The following is a 22,964-nucleotide window of genomic DNA, read 5'->3' as shown; positions in this document are numbered from 1 at the left end:
GGTAGACAACAGAGTGAGTGGGGTCGCTTCGCCGGAGCGGCCCCACCACGGCTGACCTCGCATAGGATCTCGAGATGACTCCGGAACTGGACCTGTTCGTCCCCGGTGTCGTCTATCTCGACATCATCTTCACCGGTCTGGAAGGCCTGCCCGAGCCGGGCACCGAGGTGTGGGCGTCGGGCATGGGCTCGTGCCCCGGCGGCATCGCCAACCTGGCCGTCGCCGCGGCCCGGCTCGGTCTCGACACCGGGCTCGGCACGGCGCTGGCCACCGACGCGTACGGGGATTTCTGCGCGCAGATCCTCTGCGACCAGGAGAAGATCAACCTCGACGCGTCCCGCCGCATCGAGGGGCACTCCCCGGTGACCGTGTCGCTGGCCTACGACCGCGACCGCAGCATGATCACGCACGGGCATCCGCTGCCGGTCGGCGCCGACGGGCTGGTCGGCGAGCTCCCGACCTGCCGGGCCGCCTCGGTCTCGCTGACCAAAGACCGGCTGCCGTGGGTGCGCAAGGCCAAGGAGGCGGGCACGCTGGTGTTCGCCGACGTCGGCTGGGACCCGAGCGCCGAGTGGCCGGCCGAGATGCTCGACATGCTCGAGGACTGCCACGCCTTCGTCCCCAACGCGGTCGAGGCCATGCAGTACACCCGTGCCGCCACCCCTGAGGAGGCGTTGCGCCGGCTGGCCGGGCTGGCCCCGGTCGTGGTCGTGACCTGCGGCGCCGACGGCGTGCTGGCCCACGACTCGCGCACCGGCGAGACCGTGCACGTGCCCGCCGTGCCGGTGCCCGCCCTCGACCCCACCGGCGCCGGCGACGTGTTCACCGCCGGGTTCATCCTGGGCAGCCTGCGCGAGTGGCCGCTGGCCCAGAGCCTCGCCTTCGCCAACCTGATCGCCGGCCTGTCGGTGCAGCACTTCGGCGGCTCGCTGTCGGCGCCCGGCTGGGGCGACATCGCCGACTGGTGGCGGCAGGCCTCGCTGCTGGGCTCCTTCGCCGACCGGTACGCGTTCCTGGAGGACGTGATCCCCGGCGGCGAACAACGCACCGTGCGCCGCGCGGGAGCGACCATCGCCCGACTCTCGGATGCTCATGTCTCGTAGGCTCGTGATCCTCGGCGGGGGCGGCTTCCGCGTCCCGCTCGTCTACGGCGCCCTGCTCGGGCCCGGCTCCCCGGTCGACGAGGTCGTGCTGCACGACGTGGATGCGGCGCGGCTCTCGGCGATCACGCGGGTTTTGCACGCTTTCGAGGGCGGCCCCCGCGTCGAGGCGACGACCGACCTGACCGCGGCGCTGACCGGGGCGGCGTTCGTCTTCAGCGCCATCCGCGTGCACGGGCTCGAGGGGCGCGTGATCGACGAGCGGGTCGCCCTGGGCGAGGGGGTGCTCGGGCAGGAGACGGTGGGGGCGGGCGGGATCGCGTACGGGCTCCGGACCGTGCCCGTGGCCCAGGCGATCGCCCGGCGGATCAGTCTCGTCGCGCCCGACGCGTGGGTCATCAACTTCACGAACCCGGCCGGGCTGGTCACCGAGGCCATGGCAGCGTTCCTGGGCGACCGGGTCATCGGCATCTGCGACTCACCGTCGGCCATGGTGCGGCGGGTGGTGCGGGCGCTCGGTGCTTCCGCTTCCACCGCGGAGATCGAGTACGCCGGGTTGAATCACCTCGGCTGGCTGACCGCCGTACGGGAGAACGGGTTTGATCTGCTCCCCCGCCTGCTGAACACGCCGTCGCTGGCCGCATCGATCGAGGAAGGGCAGCTCTTCGGGGCCGCCCGGCTGCAGGCGCTGGGGGCCGTGCCCAACGAATACCTGCACTACTACTACGACCATTCGTCGGTGCTGCAAGGGTTGCTGGAGGCGTCGGAAACCCGCGGCGAATATCTGCTGCACCAGCAGCGGGACGTGTACGCGCGCCTGATCGCGGCCGACGGCGACCCGTTGGAAGCCTGGCAGGCGGCGCGGCGGGACCGCGATGCGACCTACATGGCCGCCGAGGGCCTGGGCGAGCGCGACGCCGAGACCGTCGAGGGCGGCGGCTACGAGGCCGTCGCGCTGGCTCTGATGTCGGCGATCGCGTCGGACAGGCCCACGCGACTGATCCTCAACGTCCGCAACCGTGGCACCCTGCCCGCCCTGGACGACGACGCCGTGGTCGAGGTCCCCTGCCACGTCGACGCCTCAGGCGCGCGACCGCTGCTGACGTCACTGTTCGCGCCGGGCGTCCCCCTCGTGCAGCGCATCAAGGCCACCGACCGGGCCGTGCTCGAGGCCGTGGCGACAGGCTCGCGCGCAGTCGCCGTACGGGCCATGGCCTCCCACCCCCTGATCGACTCGGTCCCCGTCGCGCGGCGGCTGATCGCGGGCTATCAGGCGCAGTTGCCGGAACTCGGCTACCTGAGCTGAGGCCGTTCCGACCGTCACAGGCAGTCGACCGAAACGGCAATCTTCTGCGCGCTCGAGTTATCCCCGTAGGCGACATCGATAACTTCCATCCGCACCCTTCTTTCGTCTTCGCGGACCGGGTTGCCGCCACTTCCTCGGAGGCACTCGGGATAGTTCAAGTTGTCCGCGACGACGTAATAGAAGGTCTGATCATCGCCCTTTTCGTCGCCGGCGAGCGAGAGCAGATGAGTCTCCTCGTTCGACCATCCAACCGTTGCTGTCACGCTCCTCGGCGAGGCCGTGTGGTCGTCTTCGAATAGAGAACCAGCCACTGCGCCGATGACGACACCGAGGGCCAAGGCTGCGGGAGCAACAACATACCAGCGCTGGAGAACCGCTGGGGGAAGGGGTGTTGACATGCGAGAACCGTACTATCTGGCCGGGTCACCGCAAGGCCCTTCCCCGGCCGCCCGAGGCGGCGTCCGTCGCTCCGGCAGCCCGGACGGTCCGGGACGCTGAGATGGCCATTGAGGTCGGCGGGCGATGTGACCCGGACTGGTGACCAGGCCTGAGCAGCGGCGCTTCGACGCGAGCGTAACCCGGTCGCCGGCGGCGCGTGGAATCCGTTCTGGTCGATTCGCTTTCGGTCCGAAATGGACTGTCGATCAAGTGTGAAATAGGCAACACACATTGAGGTTCGTCGTCTCCCCGGGGGGCAGCGACGCCTCGACGAGTGTGATAGAAAATCGACACCACTTGATCTGGAGGGTCGTTGAAACACAAATCACGGGGAATCGCCGCCGCGGTGGCGTCAATCGCCGGCATTGCGTCGCTCGGCTTTATGCCGGGGTCCGCGCAAGCGGCGCCGGACGAAGTGCCGTCCTTGGAGGTCCGTTCCGCCCGCATCACGGGAGCGGACATCCTCAAATACAGTCACCGAGCCGACGAGGCTGGTATGAACGCCGCTGGAACCAGCGCCCGCACGGACGCGGCCGGCAAGCGTTCCGTCGGTGCGAAGGAAAAAGCGCGCGTCGCTGATTACATGAACAGGCAGGCACGCAGCGGACGGCTGTTGAGGTCGTCCGACGTCCGCGTTGCCACCGTGCCCAGTCCCGTCTCGCCCGGTCACGACATCACTCTGGTGTGGGGCGCGAAGAGGGTGCCGAGCGAGCTCCGCATGCAGCAGGTCGGGGATGACGAGAACGGCGCGATGGGGCTCGCCATCGAGTTCGCGCCGGACGGCACCGAGGAGACTCGCGGCGCCGAGCCGGCCCAATTGAGTGGCGGGTCGGGCTACGACAACGCCATCAACCCCAAGAACATGTACACCAAGAGCATCTGGACCGGTTGCGCGAACGCCTACTGGGACTCCAAGTACAGCTCGACGGACTATCACGTCGAGAGCTGTTACGAGAAGTGGGCTCAATCGGGCACCAATCACTGGGTCTACAACCGCTGGGGTCTTTTCACCCGGCCCGACTCGAGCACGGTGAAGCCCGACATCCGCGACTTCACGATCAGGTCGCGTCCGTGGAAGCAGGACCTGAACCACATCAACTACGTCTCGAAGCTCAACTCCTGGGCTCCACCCGGGCCGACCAGCAAGTGTGAGACGAAGACCTACACCGTCGGCGGAGGCGCCGCTGGTGGTTCCGCGTCGGTCGGTATCCCCATTCAGACCTGCAGCACGACGATTCTGCACATCGACACCGGTCAGAAGATGATCGGTATCGGCGTGGAGGGTCACGAGCCGACCGGGCGTCAGGCCCGGCTGGATGTCGGTGGCGATTACAACGCCACCAACAAGACTGCTGTGCCCGTCTGGGCGGACTATGCGTGGGCAACCGTCCAGTACCTCGGCCCGCAGGGAACGACGCGTAAGGACGAATACGTTCTGAAGGACTCCGGCTGGTGATTCGGAGGTCCCCGAACGGGGCGACACGTCGGGTGCGCAATGCGCGTGCCGGGCGTGTCGCCCTCGTCCTTCTCTGTGCGGCTGTCTTATCCGTTGTCCTGGTCGTCTTGGTTCAGCGTGACGATCGAACTGAAGGCCCCGCGCAGCCCGCAATGGCAGTTTCCAGTTCCCCTCGCAACGTGTGCGAGGCGTACCCCAGCCGGGCTTCCTGTGTGCAGGTGAGCGTGCAGGATCAGCAGTGGCGATACACCATCAGAAGACCGGAGAAGCCGACCAAGAAGACGGTGATCGTGGATTTCGGCGGCCCCGGGGTTCCGGTCTTGGCCGCGGACTATCTGTCCATGTTCAGGGCGACAGCGCCCGCGATCTTCGAGCGCTACAACGTGATCGCCTTGGATGAGCCGTGGTCCGTCAAGGAGATCTCACAGCCGTGCCAGGACTCGCTTTCGTCGTTCTATGAAGCGGTCAGACAGGCGACCCTCGACGAGGCCGCGAAGCGTTCCGCTGCTCTGCGAGACGAGTGCGAGCTGCAGAACGAGTCTCGCAACTCGTGGGGATTCGACGCCTCGTCCTATGCGGCCCTGCTAGAAGCTGTGGAGCAGAAGGAGGACCTGTCGTACGTCGGGTTCATCGGTCAGTCCTTCGGATCGACTCGACTTTCCTACCTCTCGCGGAGTTCTTTGCGCCAGGACCTGCGCTGGGCAATCTTGAGCCGGCCTTTCCCGGTGGGCGCCTCGGCCGAGGAGCTTTTCCAGGCGCGCGGCGCCGCTGTCCGGCAGTCCCTCAAGGATCTGCGCCCCGACCAGGGCAACCCGCGCCGGGCCGCCGACACGTCGCCGGGGGCCACGTTCGATCGCCTGTCCGCCGAGATCGAATTGGGTTATCTCTACGGCGACAGTCAGGACGAAGCCGCTGCTGATGTCTTCAACGGCGTCAGCGAGACCCTCACCCGGCTCTCCGGACAGCTGTGGCAGCGTTACGGGGAGGACGAGATATCACCCGCCTACCTCGCTCAGCTGGACGAGCTGTGCAATGCCCTCGGGCCGAGCGAGGTCAACTCCATCGATGCGGTCGAGGACGTCCTGTCCGCGCAGCTGATGCCGTGCCGGTCGGCCGGTGCCACCCCCACGGCCTCGGGCTCGTTGGGATCGATTCCGTTATGCGTCTCGGCAGCCGACGACGACACGGTGGCGCCTGGTGCTCTCGCCAAGAGGAAGCTCGAGAGCATGAGCACCGAAACGATGTGGCTGGACTTGACGAGCGCACCGCACTTCCCCACCGACGGAGTGGAACGATGCCTGGCGGGCCTCGCCCAACGCATCACTGACACCGCCGTGAACTAGCGCTCGAGAGCGCTGACACACGCCACGGCCCACGACAGCGTCGGCCGGAAGCCGCGCCGCATCAACACGGTGCGACGCTGTCGTGGGTTCGGGGGTCCGCCGCTGCCGGAGCTTGGTTACCTGAGTTGAAAGCCAAGCCGGCTTCTTCCAGCGCCGTGCGCAGGTGGTTGAGGGCGTAGGGCCCGACGCCGTGCAGTGCTTGCACCTCATCGGCGCTGAGCATGGCCACCTGCTCCAGCCTGGTCACCCCGCGCGCATTCAGCGCCTTCGTCGCGGCGGCGCCGATGTGGGGCAGGGGAGTGCCTGGCACCGGCTCGTTCCCGGGCTTGCGGGGATGCCCCTCGTGGTCCAGGAGGGCGGCGCCGCGAGCCGACAGCCGGTAGCCGATGTCGAGCGATTCGGTAAGGCCGCGCTCTTTCAGCTTGCGCACGTTCTGCTTGAACGAGAGGGTGTCGCGGCCCATCTTCTCGGCGAGCTCGGGCGCTCGGGTGGCGGGCAGCTCGTCGATGAGCAGCAACGTCGCCCGGGTCCACGCCCCGGCCCGGTCGAGCCGATCGAGCCAGGCGCCGATCTCGTCGAGCCCGGCCTCGTCGGGGACCGTCTCCCGCAACGCTTGCCGCGGGTCGGCGCCGGCGTACCGCAGCCCGATCCGATACACCGGCCGTTCCGGGTGCACACGATCCAGCCCCTGCCGGAGCGCCGCCAACGAAGCCGCCCCGGCCCGCCGCGCATCCTTCGCGGTCAACCTGCTCACCGGCACCCGGTCGACGGAGGTGACCTCAATGAGCCCGACCGCGGTCCGCATCCGGGTGCCGACCTTGAGCCGAGGCATCTCCCACCGCCGGAACGCCAGATCGACCTCACCGGCCCGGATCGCCGTCAACTCCGCGGGACGCATCTGCATGCCGCCTAGTCCAACACATCATGTGGTCCGTCCAGCAACGCCTCAACCTGCTCGGGGCTCAAATCCCGCTGCTGTTCCTCGCGCGCCCTACGCAGCACCTCGTACTGCTCGGGACTGAGAATCCTGACCCCGCTGGACTCGTCATCAAGAGGCGCAGGCGGTTGGCTCGAAGGTGATGTCGTCACAGCCACCCACGCTAACCGTGATCCGCTCTACGAGAATCCTGCACCGTCGAAACGGGCGAAGTCGACCAGGCGAAAACCTGTCGACAGCCAGCTTCCAACCTTTGAGCAAAGGCAATAGATAGCCGCGTAGAGAAAGGGAGAAATTACACCGGGCGGAGCGCGGGACGGCTATCGGCGGTCTTAGCGGACACCTTTCGACGGGATCACTGGATGCGCTCACATCGGCAGATCCGGGCACTGGGTCTGAGAGCGGCCTGCTCGCCACCACCGCCGACGACCTCAACGCCGCCATGAGCATGATCAGACGCTTGTCCTTCGCGATCCTCGACGGAACCCTCATCCCGATCGACCGCGTCGCCGACCAAAAGCCCTACTACTCGGGAAACCACCACCGCCACGGCGTTAACGTGCAGGTCATAGCCGACCCGGCAGGCTGGCTCATCTGGGCCTCAGCCGCGTTGCCCGGCAAGACCCATGACTTAACCGCCGCCCGCACCCACGGCATCATCGACGCTCTGACCAGCGCGAACGTGCTGACGGTCGCCGACAAGGCGTACCAAGGCGCCCGTGGGCCCATCCGTACCCCGTACTAACGCCACCGGAACCGGCGCAGACTCTCCGCCTGGCACAGGAAATTCAACCGCGCCCACGCTCGCACCGCCTACCACTTTTACCACCGCGGCACGCGGACTGCGATCAACGTGACCGGCGACCCGCGCTGCTTCCCGAACGACCAAGACACGGCGGGCGTCGCCCGGTTCTTCGGCCCGTTCCTGTACCGCACCGAGTTTCACGCGGCGACCGAGGGAGAGTGCGCGCGGGCGCTGGGAACTGACCCTCAACTACGACCCGGACACGGCGCTCCAGACGTTGGCCGAGGACAACGAGACAGCGTCCGCCGCAGTCGGTGTCGATGCCGGTGAAGTGTCGCTGGTCGTCCTGGTCCCGCCGGCAGCGATTCAGCGCCCTGTTCTGACAGTCCTGCTCCCCCGGCCCCGCATCGGGCAGGGAGGTCTGGGCGCCGAGTTGGCGTCATCGGCGGCCACCAGGCCGTAGCGGATGACAAGTCGGGGGCGAAGCGACCCCGATCGACGTGATCACCAGCATTGTGCGCGCGGACGGTCCCGCGGCCTCCGGCTCGGCGCCGAGCAGCTGCGCCGACGGGTGAATCGCTGTGCCGGCCAGCAGCCCGTAAGCGAGGGTGAGGCCGGGCGCGACGTTCGTGTTCGTCACCCGCGCCCGGCGTCGTAGGTCATCGCGGCGGGCGAGCCGGCGCCTGATCAGTGTCCTTTCAGGCCCGTCCGCCCCGGCGCCCAGTACGGCACGTTGGTCACCCGGCGGCCCGGCACCCCGGCGGCGCGCACCGCCTTGTAGATCCGCTGGATCGACGTCGCCTTTCCGGTCAGGATGCCGCGGGCCGCCGGGGAAGAGCCGAGGGCGCCGGCCACCGCGCGCTCGGCCTCACCCAGATGCCAGTCGCCCTCCTCGCGGCCGACCAGCGTGACCGCGCCCCCGAGCCCGCAGCGGTCCAGCACGGCCCGCGACTCCGTAACCGAGTCCACCTCGAGAACGAAGCGCACGTCGCGATAGCCAGCCGGTGTCTCGCGCATCGCGAGCGCGGTGCTGAACGAGGTCTCGTCTCCGAAGAAGACGACCGGCCGGGCCGGCTTCGACAGGGTCAGCGCGTGGCGCGGCCCGACGAACCGGCAGCCCATGCCCACGGACGCGGTTTCGCCCCAGCCGGAGCCGGGCCCGTTGCCGTGGACGTACCAAAGGATGGTCAGCGGTTCCCGCGCGAGCGGCGTGTAGGAGCGCAGCTCCCAGGGGCCGCGCAACGCCGCGCCCGAGACGATGAGCTGCACCATGTCGCCCGGCGTCCAGGACACCATCGCAGGCCGGTGCACCGCGAGCGAGATCAGCCGGAAGCGCGGCCCGACCTGCTCCACACGCTCGACCTCGGCTTCGCGGGTGGAGATGTCCAGCAACGCCGACACCAGGCGGCTGGGGCGCGGTGCGGTCACGAGTACGCCTTGAGGGTGAACGGCAGTGTCAGGCTGCCGTAGTCCGGAAGCCCGTCGTTCTGCGGCTTCGAGTCCTGCTCCAGCGCGATCTCCTGGTTGCGGATGACGTAGTCGCGCAGCGCGCTCTCGTAGGCGGCGAGCCCGGCGGCGAGGTCGTCCCGGTGGGCCGCGAGTTCGCCGGCCAGGACGTAGGCGCCGGTCATCGCGACGGTGGTGGCCTGGCCGGTGCCCAGCGAGACCGCGTAGCCCGCGTCACCGGTCAGCGTGATCCGCCCGCGGGACCAGGCGTCCATCCGGACCTGGCTCAGGGAGTAGAAGTGGAAGTCGCCAGCCGTCAGCATGTGGTCGACGATCCGGGGGATCTCCCAGCCCGCGCCGGCCAGCCGGTCGGCCAGCAGGCGTTTCTGGGCGTCGATGTCGCGCAGGTCGTAGTCGACGGCCTCCGGAGCGCCGAAACCGAGGTACGCCCGCGCGGCGGCATCGCGGTCCAGCCCCATCACCATGGCGCCGAGGTACGGGTCCTCCTGCTGGTAGAGCACCTCCCATCGGTCCAGGTCGAGGAAGTTCGGCATGCTGAACGTGGCCACGTACACGGTCCCGAACGCGTGCACGAACCGTTCGTGGGGGCCGAAGGCTATCTGCCGTGCCCCGGACCCCACGCCGTCCGCGCCGATCACCAGATCGAAGCGCCGGGGCGCGCCGGTGGCGAACGTGACGTCGACGCCGTTCTCGTCCTGGGTCAGCGCGGTGACCGAGTCGCCGAAGACGAGTTCGATCCGGTCATCCAGGGCTTCGTGGAGGATCTGGCAGAGGTCGTCGCGCATGATCTCGACGTCGGGGCTGTCCAGCTGACCGCCGGTCAGCGTGCTTTCGGTGCTGCGGAAGATCTCCTGGCCGTCCGCGTCGACCATGCTGATGCCGGTCAGTTTCGTGCTCCGGTCGTGCAGCGTGCCGAGCAGGCCCATCCGCGCCGCGACCTCGAGGCCCGGCCCGCGCACGTCGAGCGCGTGACCACCCGGCCGCGGTGCGGGCGCCTTCTCGATCACCGTTACCCGGAAGCCGTACCGGTCGAGCCAGTAGGCGGTGGTGAGGCCGGAGATGCCGGCGCCGGAGATCAACACTCTCTGGGGTCTGTTCATGATTCGACGGTATGATCTCCTGACCGAGACGTCCAAGACATAGATCGCAGGTCTATGATGCCTTCGAAGCAACGGTTTTGACCGGATGGAACTTCGCCATCTGCGCTACTTCGTAGCCATCGCCGAGGAGCAGAGCTTCCGGCGCGCCGCCACCCGGCTGCACGTCTCGCAGTCACCGCTGAGCCGGCAGATGAACGACCTCGAGGCGGAGCTGGCGGTCGAGCTGTTCACGCCGCACGGCCGCGGGATCAGGCTCACCGCCGCAGGCACGGCGTTCGCGGAGCGGGCGCGCGGTATTCTCGCCAATGTGGACGCCGCGGTCGAGGAGGCCAAGGGCATTGCCGAGGGCCGGCTCGGCACCGTAACCATCGGGTTCGAGCCGGGGGCCACGTTCACGGGCGCGCTGTCCTCGCTGGTCGCCGGGTTCCGGCAGCGCGCGCCACGCATTGGCCTGGAGCTGGTGGCGATGAGCAGCTCCGCGCAGCAGACCGCATTGCATGACGGCACGATCACCGTCGCGTACGGCACGGAACGTCCCGCCGACGAGGCGCTGGCCTTCCTGGAGATGACCAGTGACCGGCTCGGCCTGATCCTTGCGCCCGGCCATGAGCTTGCCGGCCGCGCGCGGATCCGGCTGCGGGATCTCGTCGGCGAGCGCGTCGTCCTCGAGCCGCGCGCGCTCTATCCTCGCCTGCACGCGGCCGTCATGGCCGCGGCTCGCGCCCGGGACGTCACGCTCGGCCCGATGTCCGAGGTCGCCAACCTGGAGGCGATGCTGGCGCTGGTGGCGGTCGGCGACGCGGTTTCGTTCGTCGCGAAGAAGACGGCGGACCTGGTCGCGCCGATGACCCCGGTGGTGTGGCGCCCGGTCGCCGGCCTCGACGTCTCACTGTCCGATGTGGTCGTCTGGCGCGCGCGGGACGCGCAGCTGCCGGTCGTCCGGGCGCTCGTCGAGAGCGCCCGCGAGCTACGAGAGGCACCGTGACCGTGCGGGCGCCGAGGGGTGATCACCCCTCGGCGCCCGCACGCGTTCCGGCCCCGGCTTTCCGACGGTCCAGCGGCTTTCGGCGGTCCGTCCGAATTCCGGCAGGACAGCACGGTAAGAACGACAACCGGGTGCCCGCGCTCGAAATATTCAGACAAGACGACCAGGGAACCCGAGCGACAGTGGTTGTTGGTTCGCATCCAACTTCTGCCCGAGCCGAAGTGCGAAATCCCGCCACTCACGCACTCCCTTTTTCACCGCATAGTCCAGTGCGGCGAAGAGCAGGTCTGCGCTTGCTGCGCTCATCTCGTCCAACGCAGTCATCGCACGATTCTCCCAGGTGATGACGAACGTCCGACACTCGTACGTGACGACAGCTGGATGGAATCTTCGGCCCGAGTCAAGACGTATCGAGTCACCGCCCGGTCATGCACCAATTCGACGACTCAAGCTGCTTCGCCGCTGGTTGCTGAACCCGACGCAACGGGACACGCAATGACCACGTCGCAAATGCGACGCGCAACGGGATCTGTGCAGGACTACGAACCGTCACGGCCGCGCGGTGCCGCGCTCAATCAGCGGCTTGAGAGGGTGGCGTCCAGTGAAGCTGGTGATGCGACCTGAAGCAACATCAACGCCGGTATGGCCGCCAGCCCGCCACTACCTTGCCACCGGGCATGTCAGACAGCGACTCGCCATCTAGCGTCGTCCGCCATCTCACCATCTCCGAGTTCGATACAGCGAGTGCTGCAAAGTCGCGCCATGAGTTTTCTGGCGCCTCTCCAAGATCAAACTGAAGCTGGTGGGTCCCCTTTGTCGCTGGAATCTGGACCTTCATGTCATACCGTGACGGCTTGTCAAACCTGGCAACAAGGATGTAATGACGCCCGGCCTCAGGTGGAGATTCAACCTCAACGGTCGCCATCACCTGGTTTCCGGCACCACTTACGCCTACGAAGCGCACGACCTTGGCCTTCGGTGCTGCCGGAGTCAGGTTGGCGCGTCCGGACTTCTCCGCTGTGGGCGTCGGCAGCTGGCTTGCCTCCGCCGCCGGGCTTGCATTGGTTGACTCGCTAGGTGACGGCAACGTCGGCGGGCTTGCATTGGACGACTCGCCAGGTGACCGCGACGCCGGCGGGCTTAAGTTGCCAGAGGGCGTGGAACTGGGATCTCCGGATACGGCAGAGTCAGGGCCCATTGGGGTGAGGCTCGGCGACTGCTTCGAATCGAGATTTTCCACAGCCTCCAGCATGTTGAAGAAACTGTCGTTAGCGATCGAGGCGACCGCGACTACGATGGCGAGCAAGCCACCCAATCCGACACTCGCCGCCACTCTCGGATGCCGCCTTTTAGCGAGTCGAACCACGAGCCATGCGATCCCAGCCAGCATTCCTAGGATGAAGACGGTCGCGATTGCAGCCCAAACGTAGCTCACACCGCATGGCTATGCCCTCAAGTCAATAGCCAACCTCGATCGGGCTACCCGATTTGACATCTGTAGAAGCCTCATGCAAGTCATGTGATCACCTCGGCCAGTGAAGATCACCTTTACGTCATTGATCAAACATTGAACTCTACGTGAATTGGATTCATTCCTTGGTGTCGTATCTAGCTTTCGGAGCTGTCGACGCCGAGGACGGGACTATCTCTGCTGGGCCTTGCGGCGGCGAAAGGCAGCCGCCCGCGCCCGGTTCTGGCAGGTCAGGCAGCAGAAACGGCGCTTGCCGGCCGGGGAGGCGTCCACATAAACGTCCTCGCACTGCTCGTCGGCGCAGACGCCCAGCCGGCCCGGGTGCTCGGCCAAGTGGTGCCGCAGCGCCAGGGCGGCCGCGGCCCGCGGGGCCTGGGCCGGGTCGTCGACAGCCCAGGCCGCGGTCAGCGAGGGGGTCAGCTCCGGCCGTACGGCCGTGCTTTGCAGTAGTGACGTGACCAAAGATGCCCTGGTAGCGGCGTCGGACGCCGCAAAAATCGGGTGCAACGAGTCGGCCAGCGCGGTCTGTGAGGCGCCCGGGCGGGGGGCACGGCCGTCCATGCGGCAGGGCCGCGTGCCCCACTCGTTGACCAGGGTCACCACCTCGGCCATGTCCATCTCGGTCACCTGCACCCCGTCATCGTAACGCCATGAAGCCGTCCTTCGCGTTGCGTCGCCGATAACGCTATGGCAGGGTTCATTGCGTGACCAAAGAGACCGGAGAGAAGGCAAGCACACGGAACTGGCTCGGGCTCGGCGTCCTGGCTCTGCCCTGCCTGCTGGTGTCGCTCGACGCCGAGGTGCTCAACATGGCCGCGCCGCAGCTGGCCCGCGACCTGCAGCCGACCGCGGTGCAGCTGCTCTGGATCATGGACAGCTACGTCTTCGTCGTGGCCGGGTTCCTGATCGCGATGGGCGTGCTCGGTGATCGCATCGGGCGGCGCCGGCTGCTGCTGTTCGGCTCGGCGGCGTTCGCGTTCTCGTCGCTGCTGGCCGCGTTTGCCACCAGTCCGGAGCTGCTCATCGCGGCCCGCGTGCTGATGGGGCTGGCCGGCGCCTCGCTGATGCCGTCGACGCTGGCGCTGATCCGGGCCATGTTCGCCGACCCGCGGCAGCTGGCGATCGCGATCGGGGTCTGGAGCGCCTCGTTCTCGCTCGGCGGGCTGGCCGCGCCGCTGATCGGGGGCGTGATGCTCGAGCACTTCTGGTGGGGGTCGGTCTTCCTGCTGGCCGTGCCCGCGACCCTGCTGCTCGTGGCGCTCGGCCCGGCGCTGCTGCCCGAGGCCCGCGACGCCGAGGCCAAGGGGTTCGACCTCGCCGGCGCGATCCTGAGCCTGGCCGCGGTCCTCGTCTTCGTGTACGGGATCAAGCGCCTCGCGGCCGAGGGCTGGCAGGTCGTCCCGTTCCTGGCGATCGTCGTCGCGGGCGGGCTGGGCACGCTGTTCCTGCGCCGGCAGCGTCGCATCCCACGTCCGCTGCTCGACCTGACCATGTTCCGGGACGCCCGCGTCCGCGTCGCGCTGGCGGCCAATGCGCTCTCGTTCTTCGTGCTCTACGGCACCCAGCTCGCCATCGTGCAATATCTGCAGGTCGTCCTCGGCCTTTCGCCGTTGCGGGCGGGGTTGTGGGCGTTGCCGTCGGTGGTCGCGTTCCTGGCCGCGTCGCTGGCCGGGCCGCTGCTCGTGCGCTGGTTCCCGGCCGGGCGGGTGGTGGCCGTGGGCGCCGTCGTGCTGGCCTCCGGGCACGCGATCATGGCCCTGACCCCGTACGGGGGTGGGTTGCCCGCGCTGGTCACCGGCATGGTGGTCGGGGGTCTGGGGCTCGCGCCGGTCTACACGCTCACCACCGATCTTGTCGTTTCCTCCGTACGGGCGGAGCGCGCGGGCATGGCCTCCGCGGTCACCGAGACCGGGGCCGAACTGGGTGGCGCGGTCGGCATCGCCGTCCTCGGGTCGGTGGTCGTGGCCGCGTACCGGGCCGGGGCGCCGGGGCTGCCACCGGGCGGGACGCTGATGGACGCGGCGGGCGAGAGTGCGGCCCTCACCTCGTACGGGAATGCCTTTGCCCTGGTCTCTCTGGTCGCCGCGGGTCTGGTGGCGGTGGCTGCGGTGCTGGCGTGGAGAGTGTTGCGGCCCACTCCGATGGCCGTCGAGGCCCCCGCGTCCGAACCGTCCGATATGGTCGCGCACGCTCCGTGACGCGCATCCCATACCCTTCGGCGCGCGCGTGCGGTTAAACTACATCTCCTATCTGCTAACTAGCCTTTGGCGGGGTGAACGCGATGACTGCGGCCACACAGCGAGCAACAGCCCGGCCCGTCCGCGGGGCGGAGCTCGACCGCGACGACATCTGGGACCGCCTGGTCAAACCGGGCGACCGGCTGCCGTCCGCCGTGCTGCTCGAGGCCGACCTGGGCCCGATCCACCTCGATCGCCTGCGCCTGACCGGCTCGCTGGTGCTGATCTTCTTCCCGTACGCGTCGAGCGAACCCGCCAACGCCGCGCTGAGCGACTACGAGCGGCGGCTCTACCCGGCCCTGGCCGACATGAACGCCCACCTGCTCGCCGTGAGCCCGCAGATCCCGGCCCGGCTGGCCGAGGTCAAGCGCCGCCACGAGCTCAGCTATTTCGTCGCCGCCGACCCCCGCCACCAGCTGATCGACGCGTTCAACCTGGGCTTCCACGCCCCGGGGGCCGACGTGCTGCTCGGCGCCCGCCGCTCGATCCTGCCGTTCCCGGCCGTGGTGGTGGCCGACCGCTCGGGCGTGGTGCGGCACGCCGACGTCCGCCCCGACGGCGCCGCCTACCCTCAGCCGTCCCAGATTCTGGCCGCCCTCTAGCTCCCTCGGCCGGGGGAGGACGATCACTCCCGCCGGGGATCTCGCGGGCTGCCGGATCGGCGAGCGTGGATCCCGACGGAGGCCGCGACAACCGCGGTCCCGTAGGGAGAAGCATCATGCGCAAGTTGATCGGGGCGGGTGCTATCGCCGTGACCCTGGCCGTTCTGGCGGGGTCGAGCGCCCAGGCCGGCCCGCCCCCGCGGCAGGCCCGGGTCACCGGCACGGCCGAGTTCGTCCTGACGTTCTCGCCGGACGACGACATTCGCCGCTTCACGTTCGATGTGCGGGCAAACCCGTACAGCGAGCCGAAGCCCGGCGCCGAGAACGGGCTGCCGACCGACGCCACGGGGACCGTCAAGATCTATCACTGGGTGGCGAAGGACGGGATCGCGGTCACGGCCGAGGCCTCCGCGGACTGCCTGATCACCAACCCGGGCGGCGCGATCGTGACGGCGATCGTCACCCGGGCCGACCCGCTGGTCGCGGACTGGGTCGGCCGGCGGCTCGGGTTCAGCGTGCAGGATGGCGGCAGCCGCGGACCCGACAGGGCCGGTTACAGCTGGTCGTTCAGCGGCGATCAGGACGAGAACGGCACCTGGGGAGCGGCCAGAATCGGCACCTGCCTGGCCCCGGCGCCCTTCGCTCCGGTGACCCGCGGCGATTTCACCGTACGGCATGTGGATCTGCGCCCGGAGAAGTGAACTTGAGGTGTATCAGCGGTTAATCCGCGGGTATAACTAGCTCCGATGCGAGATCAGGAACATGCCCTCGAGGCGCGCCTGGCGGTGGCGGCCGCCGGTGCCGTCGTGCTGCTCGTGCCGTTCGCCGTGATCGCCGCCCTCATCGTCGGCAACGTCGACTGGCTGCACACGCTCGACCACGACGTCAGCGTGCCCGTGCACGACTTCTCGCTGGCCCACCCGGCCTGGGCGAGCTTCATGTGGTGGTGGTGCCTGGTCTTCGACCCGTGGACGTGGCGGGCGGCCGCCCTCGCGCTGGTGATCTGGCTGGTCCGGCGCGGGGCGCGGCCGGTGGCCTGGTGGGTGGCCGTCACGACGATCGCCGGCGGCCTGCTCGGCATGCTGCTCAAGCTGGTCTTCGAGCGGGAGCGGCCGTCGTTCCTCGACCCGGTGGCCACGGCGGTCGGCTACTCGTTCCCGTCGGGGCACGCGCTCAACAACGCCCTGGTCGCGGCGGTGATCGTGATGGCGCTCTGGCCCGTGGTGAAGCGCCGTCGGCTGCTGCTGGCCGCGGGCATCGCCGTGCCCGCCCTGACCGGCCTGTTCCGGATCGGTCTGGGCGTGCACTGGCTCAGCGACGTGGTCGGGGGCTGGTTGTTCGGGCTGGCGGTGGTGGCCGCGACGACGGCCGCGTTCCTGGTGCGCAGGCCCATCGACGTGCGGGCATAAATTTTCGCGCGTCCGGGTATGGGGGCCGCCATGCCCCCGATCGTCGCGCAAGTGGCCAAGCGTCTGCTGCTGCCGGTGACCGTCCTCTTCGGAGTGATGGTCGGACTCGGCCTGCTGGTGACGCGCGTGGCCGAACAGGCCTGGCCGTTCACCGTCGAGGACGACATCAACCGGTCGTTCGAGGCCCATCGCACCGCCCCGCTCAACGTGATCAGCGAGATCGCCAGCCTGATCGGCAGCACCCCGGTCATCATCGCCGTGACCGGCGTGGCCGCGGCGATCCTGCGCTGGAAGCTGGGCCGCTGGCGCGAGCCGCTCTACCTCTGCGCGGCCGTCAGCGCCCAGGCCCTGATCTTCCTGTTCACCACGATGGTGATCAACCGGGATCGCCCGGCCGTGCACCGCATGGACGACTCGCCGCCCACCTCGAGCTTCCCGTCCGGGCACACGTCGGCCGCGGTGGCGCTCTATGTCGGGCTGGCCTTCGTGCTGTTCACGCTGCTGCACCAGACCTGGTCGCGGAGCCTGGTCTGGCTGCTCGTGCTGTTCCCGATCGCGGTGGCCACCGCCCGCCTCTACCGCGGCATGCACCACCCGAGCGACGTGATCGCCTCGTTCTTCAACGGCTGCACCTGCGTCGCGATCATGGCGCGCGAGATTTTGAACCGGGCCGTCGACTGGGCAGTGCCGGCCCGGTTCCGCGCCCAGCGGCTAAAGGCTTCCTGACACCAGGGCCTCGAGGGTGGCCTTCGCGCCGCGCGAGTGCAAGGACGAGAGCACCGACCTGTACGCCGAGACGAACCGCTCACTTTCGATCAGGTCCCCGAACACCTCGCGGTCCTCGATGAAGGCGAGCGGCTCCTCGCGCTGGCGCAGGGCCGCCGCGTTGAGCTTGTCGCGCAGCCGGTCGACGATCTCGATCGGCTCGCCCTCCTCGTCGACGCCCTCGTCGTAGCGGGCCCACGAGGCCACCACGGCCGTCGACAGGATGATGTCGCCGCCCGCGTCGAGGTTGTGCCGGATCACCGGGAGCAGCCACTTCGGGATCCGGTCGGAGCTCTCGGCGCACAGCCGGGCCACCGTGTCCTTGACCTGCGCGTTGGAGAACCGGTCGATCAGCTGGTGCTGATACTCCCGCAGGTCGATGCCGGGCACCGGCTCCAGCGTCGGCTCGGCCTCCTTCTCCATGTATGCGAGCAGGAACTTCGCGAACGCCGGGTCGCGCGCCACGTCGTGCACCAGCCGATAGCCCGACAGGTAGCCGAAGTAGCACAGCGCCTGGTGCGACGCGTTGAGCAGGCGCAACTTCATCAACTCGTACGGCTCGACGTCCGGCACCACCTGCACGCCCGCGTCCTCCCACGGCGGGCGCCCGTTGCCGAAGCTGTCCTCCAGCGCCCACTGCGTGAACGGCTCGCACACCACCGGCCAGCCGTCCTCGACCCCGAAGTGCTTGCCCACCTCGGCCCGGTCGTCGTCGGTCGTCACCGGCGTGATCCGGTCGACCATGCTGTTCGGGAAGAGCACACTGCTTTCCACGTACGCCGCCAGGTCGCCCCCGCGCAGCGCCGCGAACGCGACGAAGCTGCGCCGGGCCGCGTCCCCGTTACCCTGAATGTTGTCGCAGCTCATGATCGTGAACGGCGGCAGCCCCCGCTCGCGCCGGCGCTCGATCGCCGCCGTGATCAGCCCGAACGTCGTACGGGGCTGATTGGGCATGGCCAAATCGTGCTGGACGTCCTTGTTGTCGGCCATGAACTCGCCGGTGACCGCGTTGAAGTTGTATCCGCCCTCGGTGACCGTCAACGAGACGATCCGCACCTCCGGCGACGCCATCTTCTCGATCACGGCATCCGGGTCGTCCGGCGCGAACAGGTATTCCTTGATCGAGCCGATCACCCGCGCCTCGAGCGTGCCGTCCGGGGCCTTGACCACCAGCGTGTAGAGCCCGTTCTGCGCGTCGAGCACCTGCTGCATCCGCCGGTCGCCCGGCATCACCCCGACCCCGCAGATCGCCCAGTCGAGGGCCTTACCCTCATTCATCAGCCGATCCAGATACATCGCCTGGTGCGCGCGGTGGAAACCGCCCACCCCGAAGTGGACGATGCCGGTGCTCAGCGCGCCCCGATCGTACGAGGGGACGGCGAGGCCGGCGGGCAGTTGACGCAGGGTCTCAGCGTTGAGGGGCAGCATGGTGGCTCTTCCTCCCGGCAGTGGATCGGGGATCACCCACAGCATCCCACTGGAACGTCCAGGTCACCGCCGACCGGCTTGGGGAATCTTCTGATGGCCGCGGGTCTCCTGGGGGCGGCTGCAAGGCGTACACGCCGTAGTTTGGTGCCCGGTTTGGCGTTCCCCATGCCCGTTTTCCACAACCGGTCGCCCTAGGCTCCCTCCCATGGACCGCTTTTCCGCCGCCGACCATCGCGAGGTCGAACGCGTGCTCCTGGCCGAAGGCTGGACCAGGTGCGGCGCCGGCGACTGGGCCATCGCCCTGCGCTCACCGGACGGCAAGGCCAACGCCCGAATAAGCCCGTTCGATCCGGTAGGCCCGCTATTGCGGCGCTCTACCGCGAGGCCGCCCCTACCCGCCAGGTGCCCCATCTGTTCACCCATCACCGGCTCCCCGGTGGCGGCGACCTGCAAATCATGGAATGGTTGAGCCCCGCCCCACCCACCGAGGCGGCCACCTTCCACGCGGCAATCGTTTCGCGGTCCCCGTCGGTCGCCGCCCTGAACGACATCTTCCGCCGCATCCACGCCCAAGCCATCCACGACTTGCCGTGGTGCGGCCCCCTCGACACCAACCCGGCCAACGTGATGCTCGCGGGGATCTGCCGAGAACAGTGCGTCGGAACTTTGTTCTCCATGCGTAACTCCTGCGTTTTGCGTCGCAGTTGACGCAGTCGTTCCCGCCGCCCGCCGCGTTTCGGAGCCGGCGGCGAGCGAACCGCTGAAGCTCAGCTGCAAGGCGCGAGGGTCAATTATCGGTACTTGCGGACCCTGCGGAACGCGTTTCGAGGCGTTCATACCTCTGCTTAGCCGCCTGGGGCGTATTGAGTCCCAGGCTGAAAGCGATGTCCTGCCATGTCATCCCCCTGCTCCGGGCAACTTTCAGCAGGGCCAGCTCGGTCGAGTCGAGATCGGCCCGAACACTGGGCAGCAAGGTCAGCGCCGCAACCAGGTCGTTGTCATCGACATCGTCTTCGTCCGATTCCGCGACGATCGAGCCACTTACCATCCCCGCCACGAGCCGAACTACCTCATGTGGAGCCGGCATGGCGGAATGCACCTGGCGTGACCGGCGACCGGGACTGTCGGCGTGCCGGTCGACAAGGTGCGTCAGAGATCTATAAGTGCGCTCGACGCGCTGTGCCGCGGAGTCAGGTCGAGCAAAGAGATCAGCCATGCCTAAAGCATGACAGCTCAACGGGGAGTTTTCAACATCCTGTTGAAGCTTGATGTGGATCTGGCGGCCGTCGGGCGCAACACTTCCTGCCGAAGCGCTGCTCGACGACAAACCCGCTGCTGGCCCCTGAGTGGGAACTTGATGCTGGCGGGCGAAGGAACCCTGTCACTGGCTGTCTATTTCGCGAAAGAGGCCAGCGCGTCCATGATCATGCCGGCCCGGCCGGGGCCGACATCGTGCCCCGATGAGTCGCTGATGTGCAGGGTGGCGTCGGGCAGTTCACGCGCGAGACGGCGAGCGAAGGCGATCGGCGCGTTACGGTCAAGCGCGCCGTGCCACAGGTGCACCGGCACCTTGACCTCGCTCAGCGGGAATGTCCATGGGCGCTTGATCAGGGCGAGTTCTTGCACGGTGGCGCGCGCGCCTGGCCGCAGCGCGTCGGCGACGGCCTCGAACTCGATGCGCAGGGCAGCGGCGTGCGCGGCATCGGGCGCTTCCGCCGTCGCGCGGTGCAGAGCACGCTCCCCGCTGACAACCTGCCGCCGCATCGCCGCGACCCGGATGGTGTTGAGCATCGGCGCGTTCCTGGCCAGCCAGTTCATCACCCGGGCATTCACCGTCATCCCTACCCGGTCGGCTCGGCTCATCGGCCCGCCCGACGCGATCAGCCCGACAACACTGACCCGATCGGCGAGATGACGCGCGGCGGCCAGCGTGAACGGGGCACCGCCGGACTCGCCGGCCAGCGCCAGCCGGTCCAAGCCGAGGTGATCAGCTAGCGTGGCGAGATCCTCACCCCAACTGGCCACGCTGCGCCGGGGATGATAATCGGAGGCGCCGTAGCCGGGTTTGTCCGGCGAGACCAAGCGCAGACGGGCTGCCCGGGCTGCCTGGTCGTAGCCGGCTGCACCCAGGCCGGACACTGGAGTCCCGGCCGTGTAGATGACCGGCCACCCGTTCGGGAGTCCGAACTCGTGCCAGTTCAGCCGCCTGCCGTCAGCGAGGGTGATCACATTCGATGCCATCCGTACATGCTGACACTGTTGGGTACCGCCCCGGCGAATCGACGGTCTCCGCGTTCGGCAACCCGATGCGGTCCACTTAAGACATCTCCGCGAACCACTCCGATAAGACGGGACGTCACTGATTACAGGCCGCATCGTGATGAGTCCCGAACCGCCCGACACGCGATCCGGTTTCTCGACAAACGCGTCCTCGGTTCTCAACAACAGAACCAACCTGTCGGCCCCCTGCGTCGCCAGCTCGGCGTCACGCTGCTCCACATCATGAATCGGCGAGCTACTAGCGGACGGCTGCCAGACGAAACGTCGTGGTGTCGACGAACCAGCACACTCTCATGCCGCGACCCGCGTGCACTCGCGCCGGCCGATTGCTGTGAGAGATCGAAAGTTCATGGCGATGGCCCGCGTCGGCCTCGATGCGGTTGACCTGGCGGATGCTCGCGTTCGGTTTGATCGGATGACGGCGGAGAGTAGCCGCCTGACCAATCCGGGTTAGTCGGGCCCTTCGTAGGGTGCGGTTGTTTGTTTTCGGTGAAGCTTGCTCCAGGGATTCGGATCAGGGCGTCGTCGCGCGGAATTCGGACAAGCATTGGTGGGCTTAGCGTCGGTGTCGCAGCATCCCGACACGGAGGTTTCATGACGGCGTCCAAGAAGGCCAGATAGGTCCACCGTCGCGACCTGCTGGGTCCGAGGCGATCGTCACCTCGCGGGTTTTGATCATTTCGTACAATTCGGGCGTGAGTGGAGGCGCGTACGCAGGGTGGAGCGCAGGCGCAGACCAGGTCAATGAGTGGATGCGCCAACTGCGGCCGCGGCCTAGCTGGTTGCCGCCAGGGCCGCCACCGCGGTTGGGCGCGCACCTGCGCAACCAAGCGGAGCTGCCGCTGCAGCGGGTCGAGGACGAGCACAACTTCAGCTGCCCGGCGAAGACCCGCCTGGTGCGTGTGGACGTCGGCATCCGGGTAGAGCGGAAGTGGTGGCCCCGGTCGGACATGTGCATGGACGCTCTGCCGCTGCGTGCGATTCGCGCCCATCGAATGACCGCCCAGCGCTACCGGGACATGTTGAAGGCCCAGGGCGGCGTGTGTGCACTCTGCCCGGACGGCTTCAACTGGCTGTGCTGCGAGCCGGTGCCGCTCGCGGTTGACCACGACCACGCATGCTGCGCAAAGCGCAGCTGCGGGCTGTGCGTGCGTGGGCTGCTGTGCGGCAACTGCGGCCAGTTCGTCTCCCAGCACGAGCGCTATCCGGAACGGCGGACCAACCACGGCAGCGAACAGCGGGAAGAGCGGGCCGCGCGGGTCGACGCCTACCTGGCGGCCTACCGGGCGCTGCGGGCCGCGCGGGACTGACCTTCAGGTTTCCTACCGCCAGCGGGTCGGAAACGCCTTGCCGCTCTCGGCGTCGGCGACCCGTCGTTGAATCATCGACCTCTAGTCTTGACCGTTGCTACGTGGCGAAATGTACCGCAAACCAACCGGCTGGCACCTCTCGGTCGACCCTCGGCACGCCACACGTGCGGGTATCCCGATGCGAACGTCCGGGCTCGGGGTGCCCGATCATGCGGTTCTGGCGATGAGTGAAAGGGTGATCAGTCGTCGTCCGCAGACTCCTGGTGCGCCTGGGTGAGTCTCTTGATGATTGGAAGGCCGTCGGCCGCTGGTAGGTAGCTGGCGTTCGGGTATGGCTCGCATTGTTGCCACAGGGGCACGTCGGAGGGATCTTCGCCTCCTACGGCCAGGCATACCTCGTTGTGGCGGGCTCTGAAGTAGAAGGGGTCTCCGCCGGGTAGGTGTCCTTCGACTTGGACTGAGTTCCCCCCGTTTCGACGGAGCGGTGGTTACCTGCTTCCGGTCGGGGCAGGGGTGAGGTTATCTGGCTCGGTTTGGGCGTGCCAGGCCGCCTCGTATTCGTCGGGGCTGAGGTAGCCGAGTTCG

22 protein-coding genes and 1 pseudogene are annotated in these 22,964 nt (G+C 68.1%); 13 read left to right on the top strand and 10 right to left on the bottom strand.

Going from position 1 to position 22,964, the window contains the following annotated elements:
- The first annotated feature begins 74 nt into the window (after positions 1-74).
- Positions 75-1,103: a carbohydrate kinase family protein gene (locus JKJ07_RS48615; protein WP_203078708.1), complete on the top strand. Its 1,029-nt coding sequence runs from the start codon at positions 75-77 to the stop codon at positions 1,101-1,103.
- Positions 1,093-2,406: a family 4 glycosyl hydrolase gene (locus JKJ07_RS48610; RefSeq protein WP_203078707.1), complete on the top strand. Its 1,314-nt coding sequence runs from the start codon at positions 1,093-1,095 to the stop codon at positions 2,404-2,406. Before JKJ07_RS48615 ends, JKJ07_RS48610 begins: the two co-directional genes overlap by 11 nt.
- Positions 2,407-2,420: 14 nt before the next feature.
- Here JKJ07_RS48610 and JKJ07_RS48605 read toward each other — a convergent pair whose 3' ends face one another.
- Positions 2,421-2,804, bottom strand: coding sequence for a hypothetical protein (locus JKJ07_RS48605; RefSeq protein ID WP_203078706.1), 384 nt, complete (start codon positions 2,802-2,804; stop codon positions 2,421-2,423).
- Between the two features lie 353 nt (positions 2,805-3,157).
- On the opposite strand from JKJ07_RS48605, the gene JKJ07_RS48600 reads away from it, so the two are divergent.
- Both JKJ07_RS48600 and JKJ07_RS48595 read left to right on the top strand, forming a co-directional pair.
- Positions 3,158-4,300: a hypothetical protein gene (locus tag JKJ07_RS48600; RefSeq protein ID WP_203078705.1), complete on the top strand. Its 1,143-nt coding sequence runs from the start codon at positions 3,158-3,160 to the stop codon at positions 4,298-4,300.
- Positions 4,301-4,518: 218 nt separating this feature from the next.
- Complete coding sequence (locus JKJ07_RS48595) at positions 4,519-5,643, top strand: hypothetical protein (protein ID WP_203078704.1); 1,125 nt, start codon at positions 4,519-4,521, stop codon at positions 5,641-5,643.
- Between the two features lie 61 nt (positions 5,644-5,704).
- Here JKJ07_RS48595 and JKJ07_RS48590 read toward each other — a convergent pair whose 3' ends face one another.
- Positions 5,705-6,547 carry a hypothetical protein gene (locus tag JKJ07_RS48590; RefSeq protein WP_203078703.1) on the bottom strand — a complete coding sequence of 281 codons (843 nt, stop codon included), beginning with the start codon at positions 6,545-6,547 and terminating at the stop codon, positions 5,705-5,707.
- A gap of 439 nt (positions 6,548-6,986) precedes the next feature.
- Between JKJ07_RS48590 and JKJ07_RS48585 the strand changes: the two are divergent.
- Positions 6,987-7,385 (top strand): annotated as a pseudogene (locus JKJ07_RS48585) (transposase family protein); the annotation flags it as partial.
- A 627-nt stretch (positions 7,386-8,012) separates the two neighbouring features.
- Here the strand turns inward: JKJ07_RS48585 and JKJ07_RS48580 are convergent.
- On the bottom strand, positions 8,013-8,753 hold the full coding sequence (locus JKJ07_RS48580; protein WP_203078702.1) for a siderophore-interacting protein: 741 nt from the start codon (positions 8,751-8,753) through the stop codon (positions 8,013-8,015).
- Positions 8,750-9,892: an FAD-dependent oxidoreductase gene (locus JKJ07_RS48575; RefSeq protein ID WP_203078701.1), complete on the bottom strand. Its 1,143-nt coding sequence runs from the start codon at positions 9,890-9,892 to the stop codon at positions 8,750-8,752. The genes JKJ07_RS48580 and JKJ07_RS48575 overlap by 4 nt, the downstream gene beginning before the upstream one ends.
- 85 nt (positions 9,893-9,977) lie before the next feature.
- Here JKJ07_RS48575 and JKJ07_RS48570 point away from each other — a divergent pair, with 85 nt between their 5' ends.
- Complete coding sequence (locus tag JKJ07_RS48570) at positions 9,978-10,877, top strand: LysR family transcriptional regulator (RefSeq protein WP_203078700.1); 900 nt, start codon at positions 9,978-9,980, stop codon at positions 10,875-10,877.
- Positions 10,878-11,027: 150 nt separating this feature from the next.
- Here the strand turns inward: JKJ07_RS48570 and JKJ07_RS48565 are convergent, their stop codons facing one another.
- From JKJ07_RS48565 to JKJ07_RS48555, 3 genes are all read right to left on the bottom strand, one after another.
- Entirely contained in the window at positions 11,028-11,201 is a 174-nt protein-coding gene (locus JKJ07_RS48565) for a hypothetical protein (protein WP_203078699.1), read from the bottom strand.
- A gap of 307 nt (positions 11,202-11,508) precedes the next feature.
- Positions 11,509-12,312, bottom strand: a complete 804-nt coding sequence (locus JKJ07_RS48560; protein WP_203078698.1) for a RodZ family helix-turn-helix domain-containing protein — start codon at positions 12,310-12,312, stop codon at positions 11,509-11,511.
- A 207-nt stretch (positions 12,313-12,519) separates the two neighbouring features.
- On the bottom strand, positions 12,520-12,981 hold the full coding sequence (locus JKJ07_RS48555) for a CGNR zinc finger domain-containing protein (protein ID WP_203078697.1): 462 nt from the start codon (positions 12,979-12,981) through the stop codon (positions 12,520-12,522).
- Between the two features lie 71 nt (positions 12,982-13,052).
- Here JKJ07_RS48555 and JKJ07_RS48550 point away from each other — a divergent pair, with 71 nt between their 5' ends.
- The 5 genes from JKJ07_RS48550 to JKJ07_RS48530 all read left to right on the top strand — a co-directional run bounded on the left by JKJ07_RS48550 (position 13,053) and on the right by JKJ07_RS48530 (position 17,322).
- Complete coding sequence (locus JKJ07_RS48550) at positions 13,053-14,546, top strand: MFS transporter (protein WP_307834834.1); 1,494 nt, start codon at positions 13,053-13,055, stop codon at positions 14,544-14,546.
- Between the two features lie 83 nt (positions 14,547-14,629).
- Positions 14,630-15,187: a redoxin domain-containing protein gene (locus JKJ07_RS48545; protein ID WP_203078696.1), complete on the top strand. Its 558-nt coding sequence runs from the start codon at positions 14,630-14,632 to the stop codon at positions 15,185-15,187.
- A gap of 116 nt (positions 15,188-15,303) precedes the next feature.
- Complete coding sequence (locus JKJ07_RS48540) at positions 15,304-15,888, top strand: hypothetical protein (RefSeq protein ID WP_203078695.1); 585 nt, start codon at positions 15,304-15,306, stop codon at positions 15,886-15,888.
- Positions 15,889-15,933: 45 nt separating this feature from the next.
- Entirely contained in the window at positions 15,934-16,596 is a 663-nt protein-coding gene (locus tag JKJ07_RS48535; RefSeq protein ID WP_203078694.1) for a phosphatase PAP2 family protein, read from the top strand.
- Between the two features lie 51 nt (positions 16,597-16,647).
- Positions 16,648-17,322, top strand: coding sequence for a phosphatase PAP2 family protein (locus JKJ07_RS48530; protein WP_307834833.1), 675 nt, complete (start codon positions 16,648-16,650; stop codon positions 17,320-17,322).
- Here the strand turns inward: JKJ07_RS48530 and JKJ07_RS48525 are convergent.
- A complete protein-coding gene (locus JKJ07_RS48525) occupies positions 17,308-18,789 on the bottom strand; it encodes a mannitol dehydrogenase family protein (RefSeq protein WP_203078692.1) in 1,482 nt (493 codons plus the stop codon). The two genes, JKJ07_RS48530 and JKJ07_RS48525, sit on opposite strands and share 15 nt — an antisense overlap.
- A 402-nt stretch (positions 18,790-19,191) precedes the next feature.
- Between JKJ07_RS48525 and JKJ07_RS48520 the strand changes: the two genes are divergently transcribed.
- Positions 19,192-19,497 carry a hypothetical protein gene (locus tag JKJ07_RS48520; RefSeq protein WP_203078691.1) on the top strand — a complete coding sequence of 102 codons (306 nt, stop codon included), beginning with the start codon at positions 19,192-19,194 and terminating at the stop codon, positions 19,495-19,497.
- Between the two features lie 79 nt (positions 19,498-19,576).
- Here the strand turns inward: JKJ07_RS48520 and JKJ07_RS48515 are convergent, their stop codons facing one another.
- On the bottom strand, positions 19,577-20,005 hold the full coding sequence (locus tag JKJ07_RS48515) for a DNA-binding protein (protein WP_203078690.1): 429 nt from the start codon (positions 20,003-20,005) through the stop codon (positions 19,577-19,579).
- A 176-nt stretch (positions 20,006-20,181) separates the two neighbouring features.
- Positions 20,182-21,030 (bottom strand): alpha/beta fold hydrolase, encoded by an 849-nt coding sequence (locus JKJ07_RS48510; RefSeq protein WP_203078689.1) that lies wholly within the window; start codon positions 21,028-21,030, stop codon positions 20,182-20,184.
- 845 nt (positions 21,031-21,875) lie between these two features.
- Here JKJ07_RS48510 and JKJ07_RS48505 point away from each other — a divergent pair.
- Positions 21,876-22,379 (top strand): endonuclease domain-containing protein, encoded by a 504-nt coding sequence (locus JKJ07_RS48505; protein ID WP_203078688.1) that lies wholly within the window; start codon positions 21,876-21,878, stop codon positions 22,377-22,379.
- Positions 22,380-22,964: the final 585 nt, after the last annotated feature.

It is taken from the genome of Paractinoplanes lichenicola (assembly GCF_016785085.1).
GTDB classification, from domain to species: Bacteria; Actinomycetota; Actinomycetes; order Mycobacteriales; family Micromonosporaceae; genus Actinoplanes; species Actinoplanes lichenicola.
Note: the sequence above shows the minus strand (reverse complement) of the source record. Positions and strands in the feature narration are given on the sequence as shown.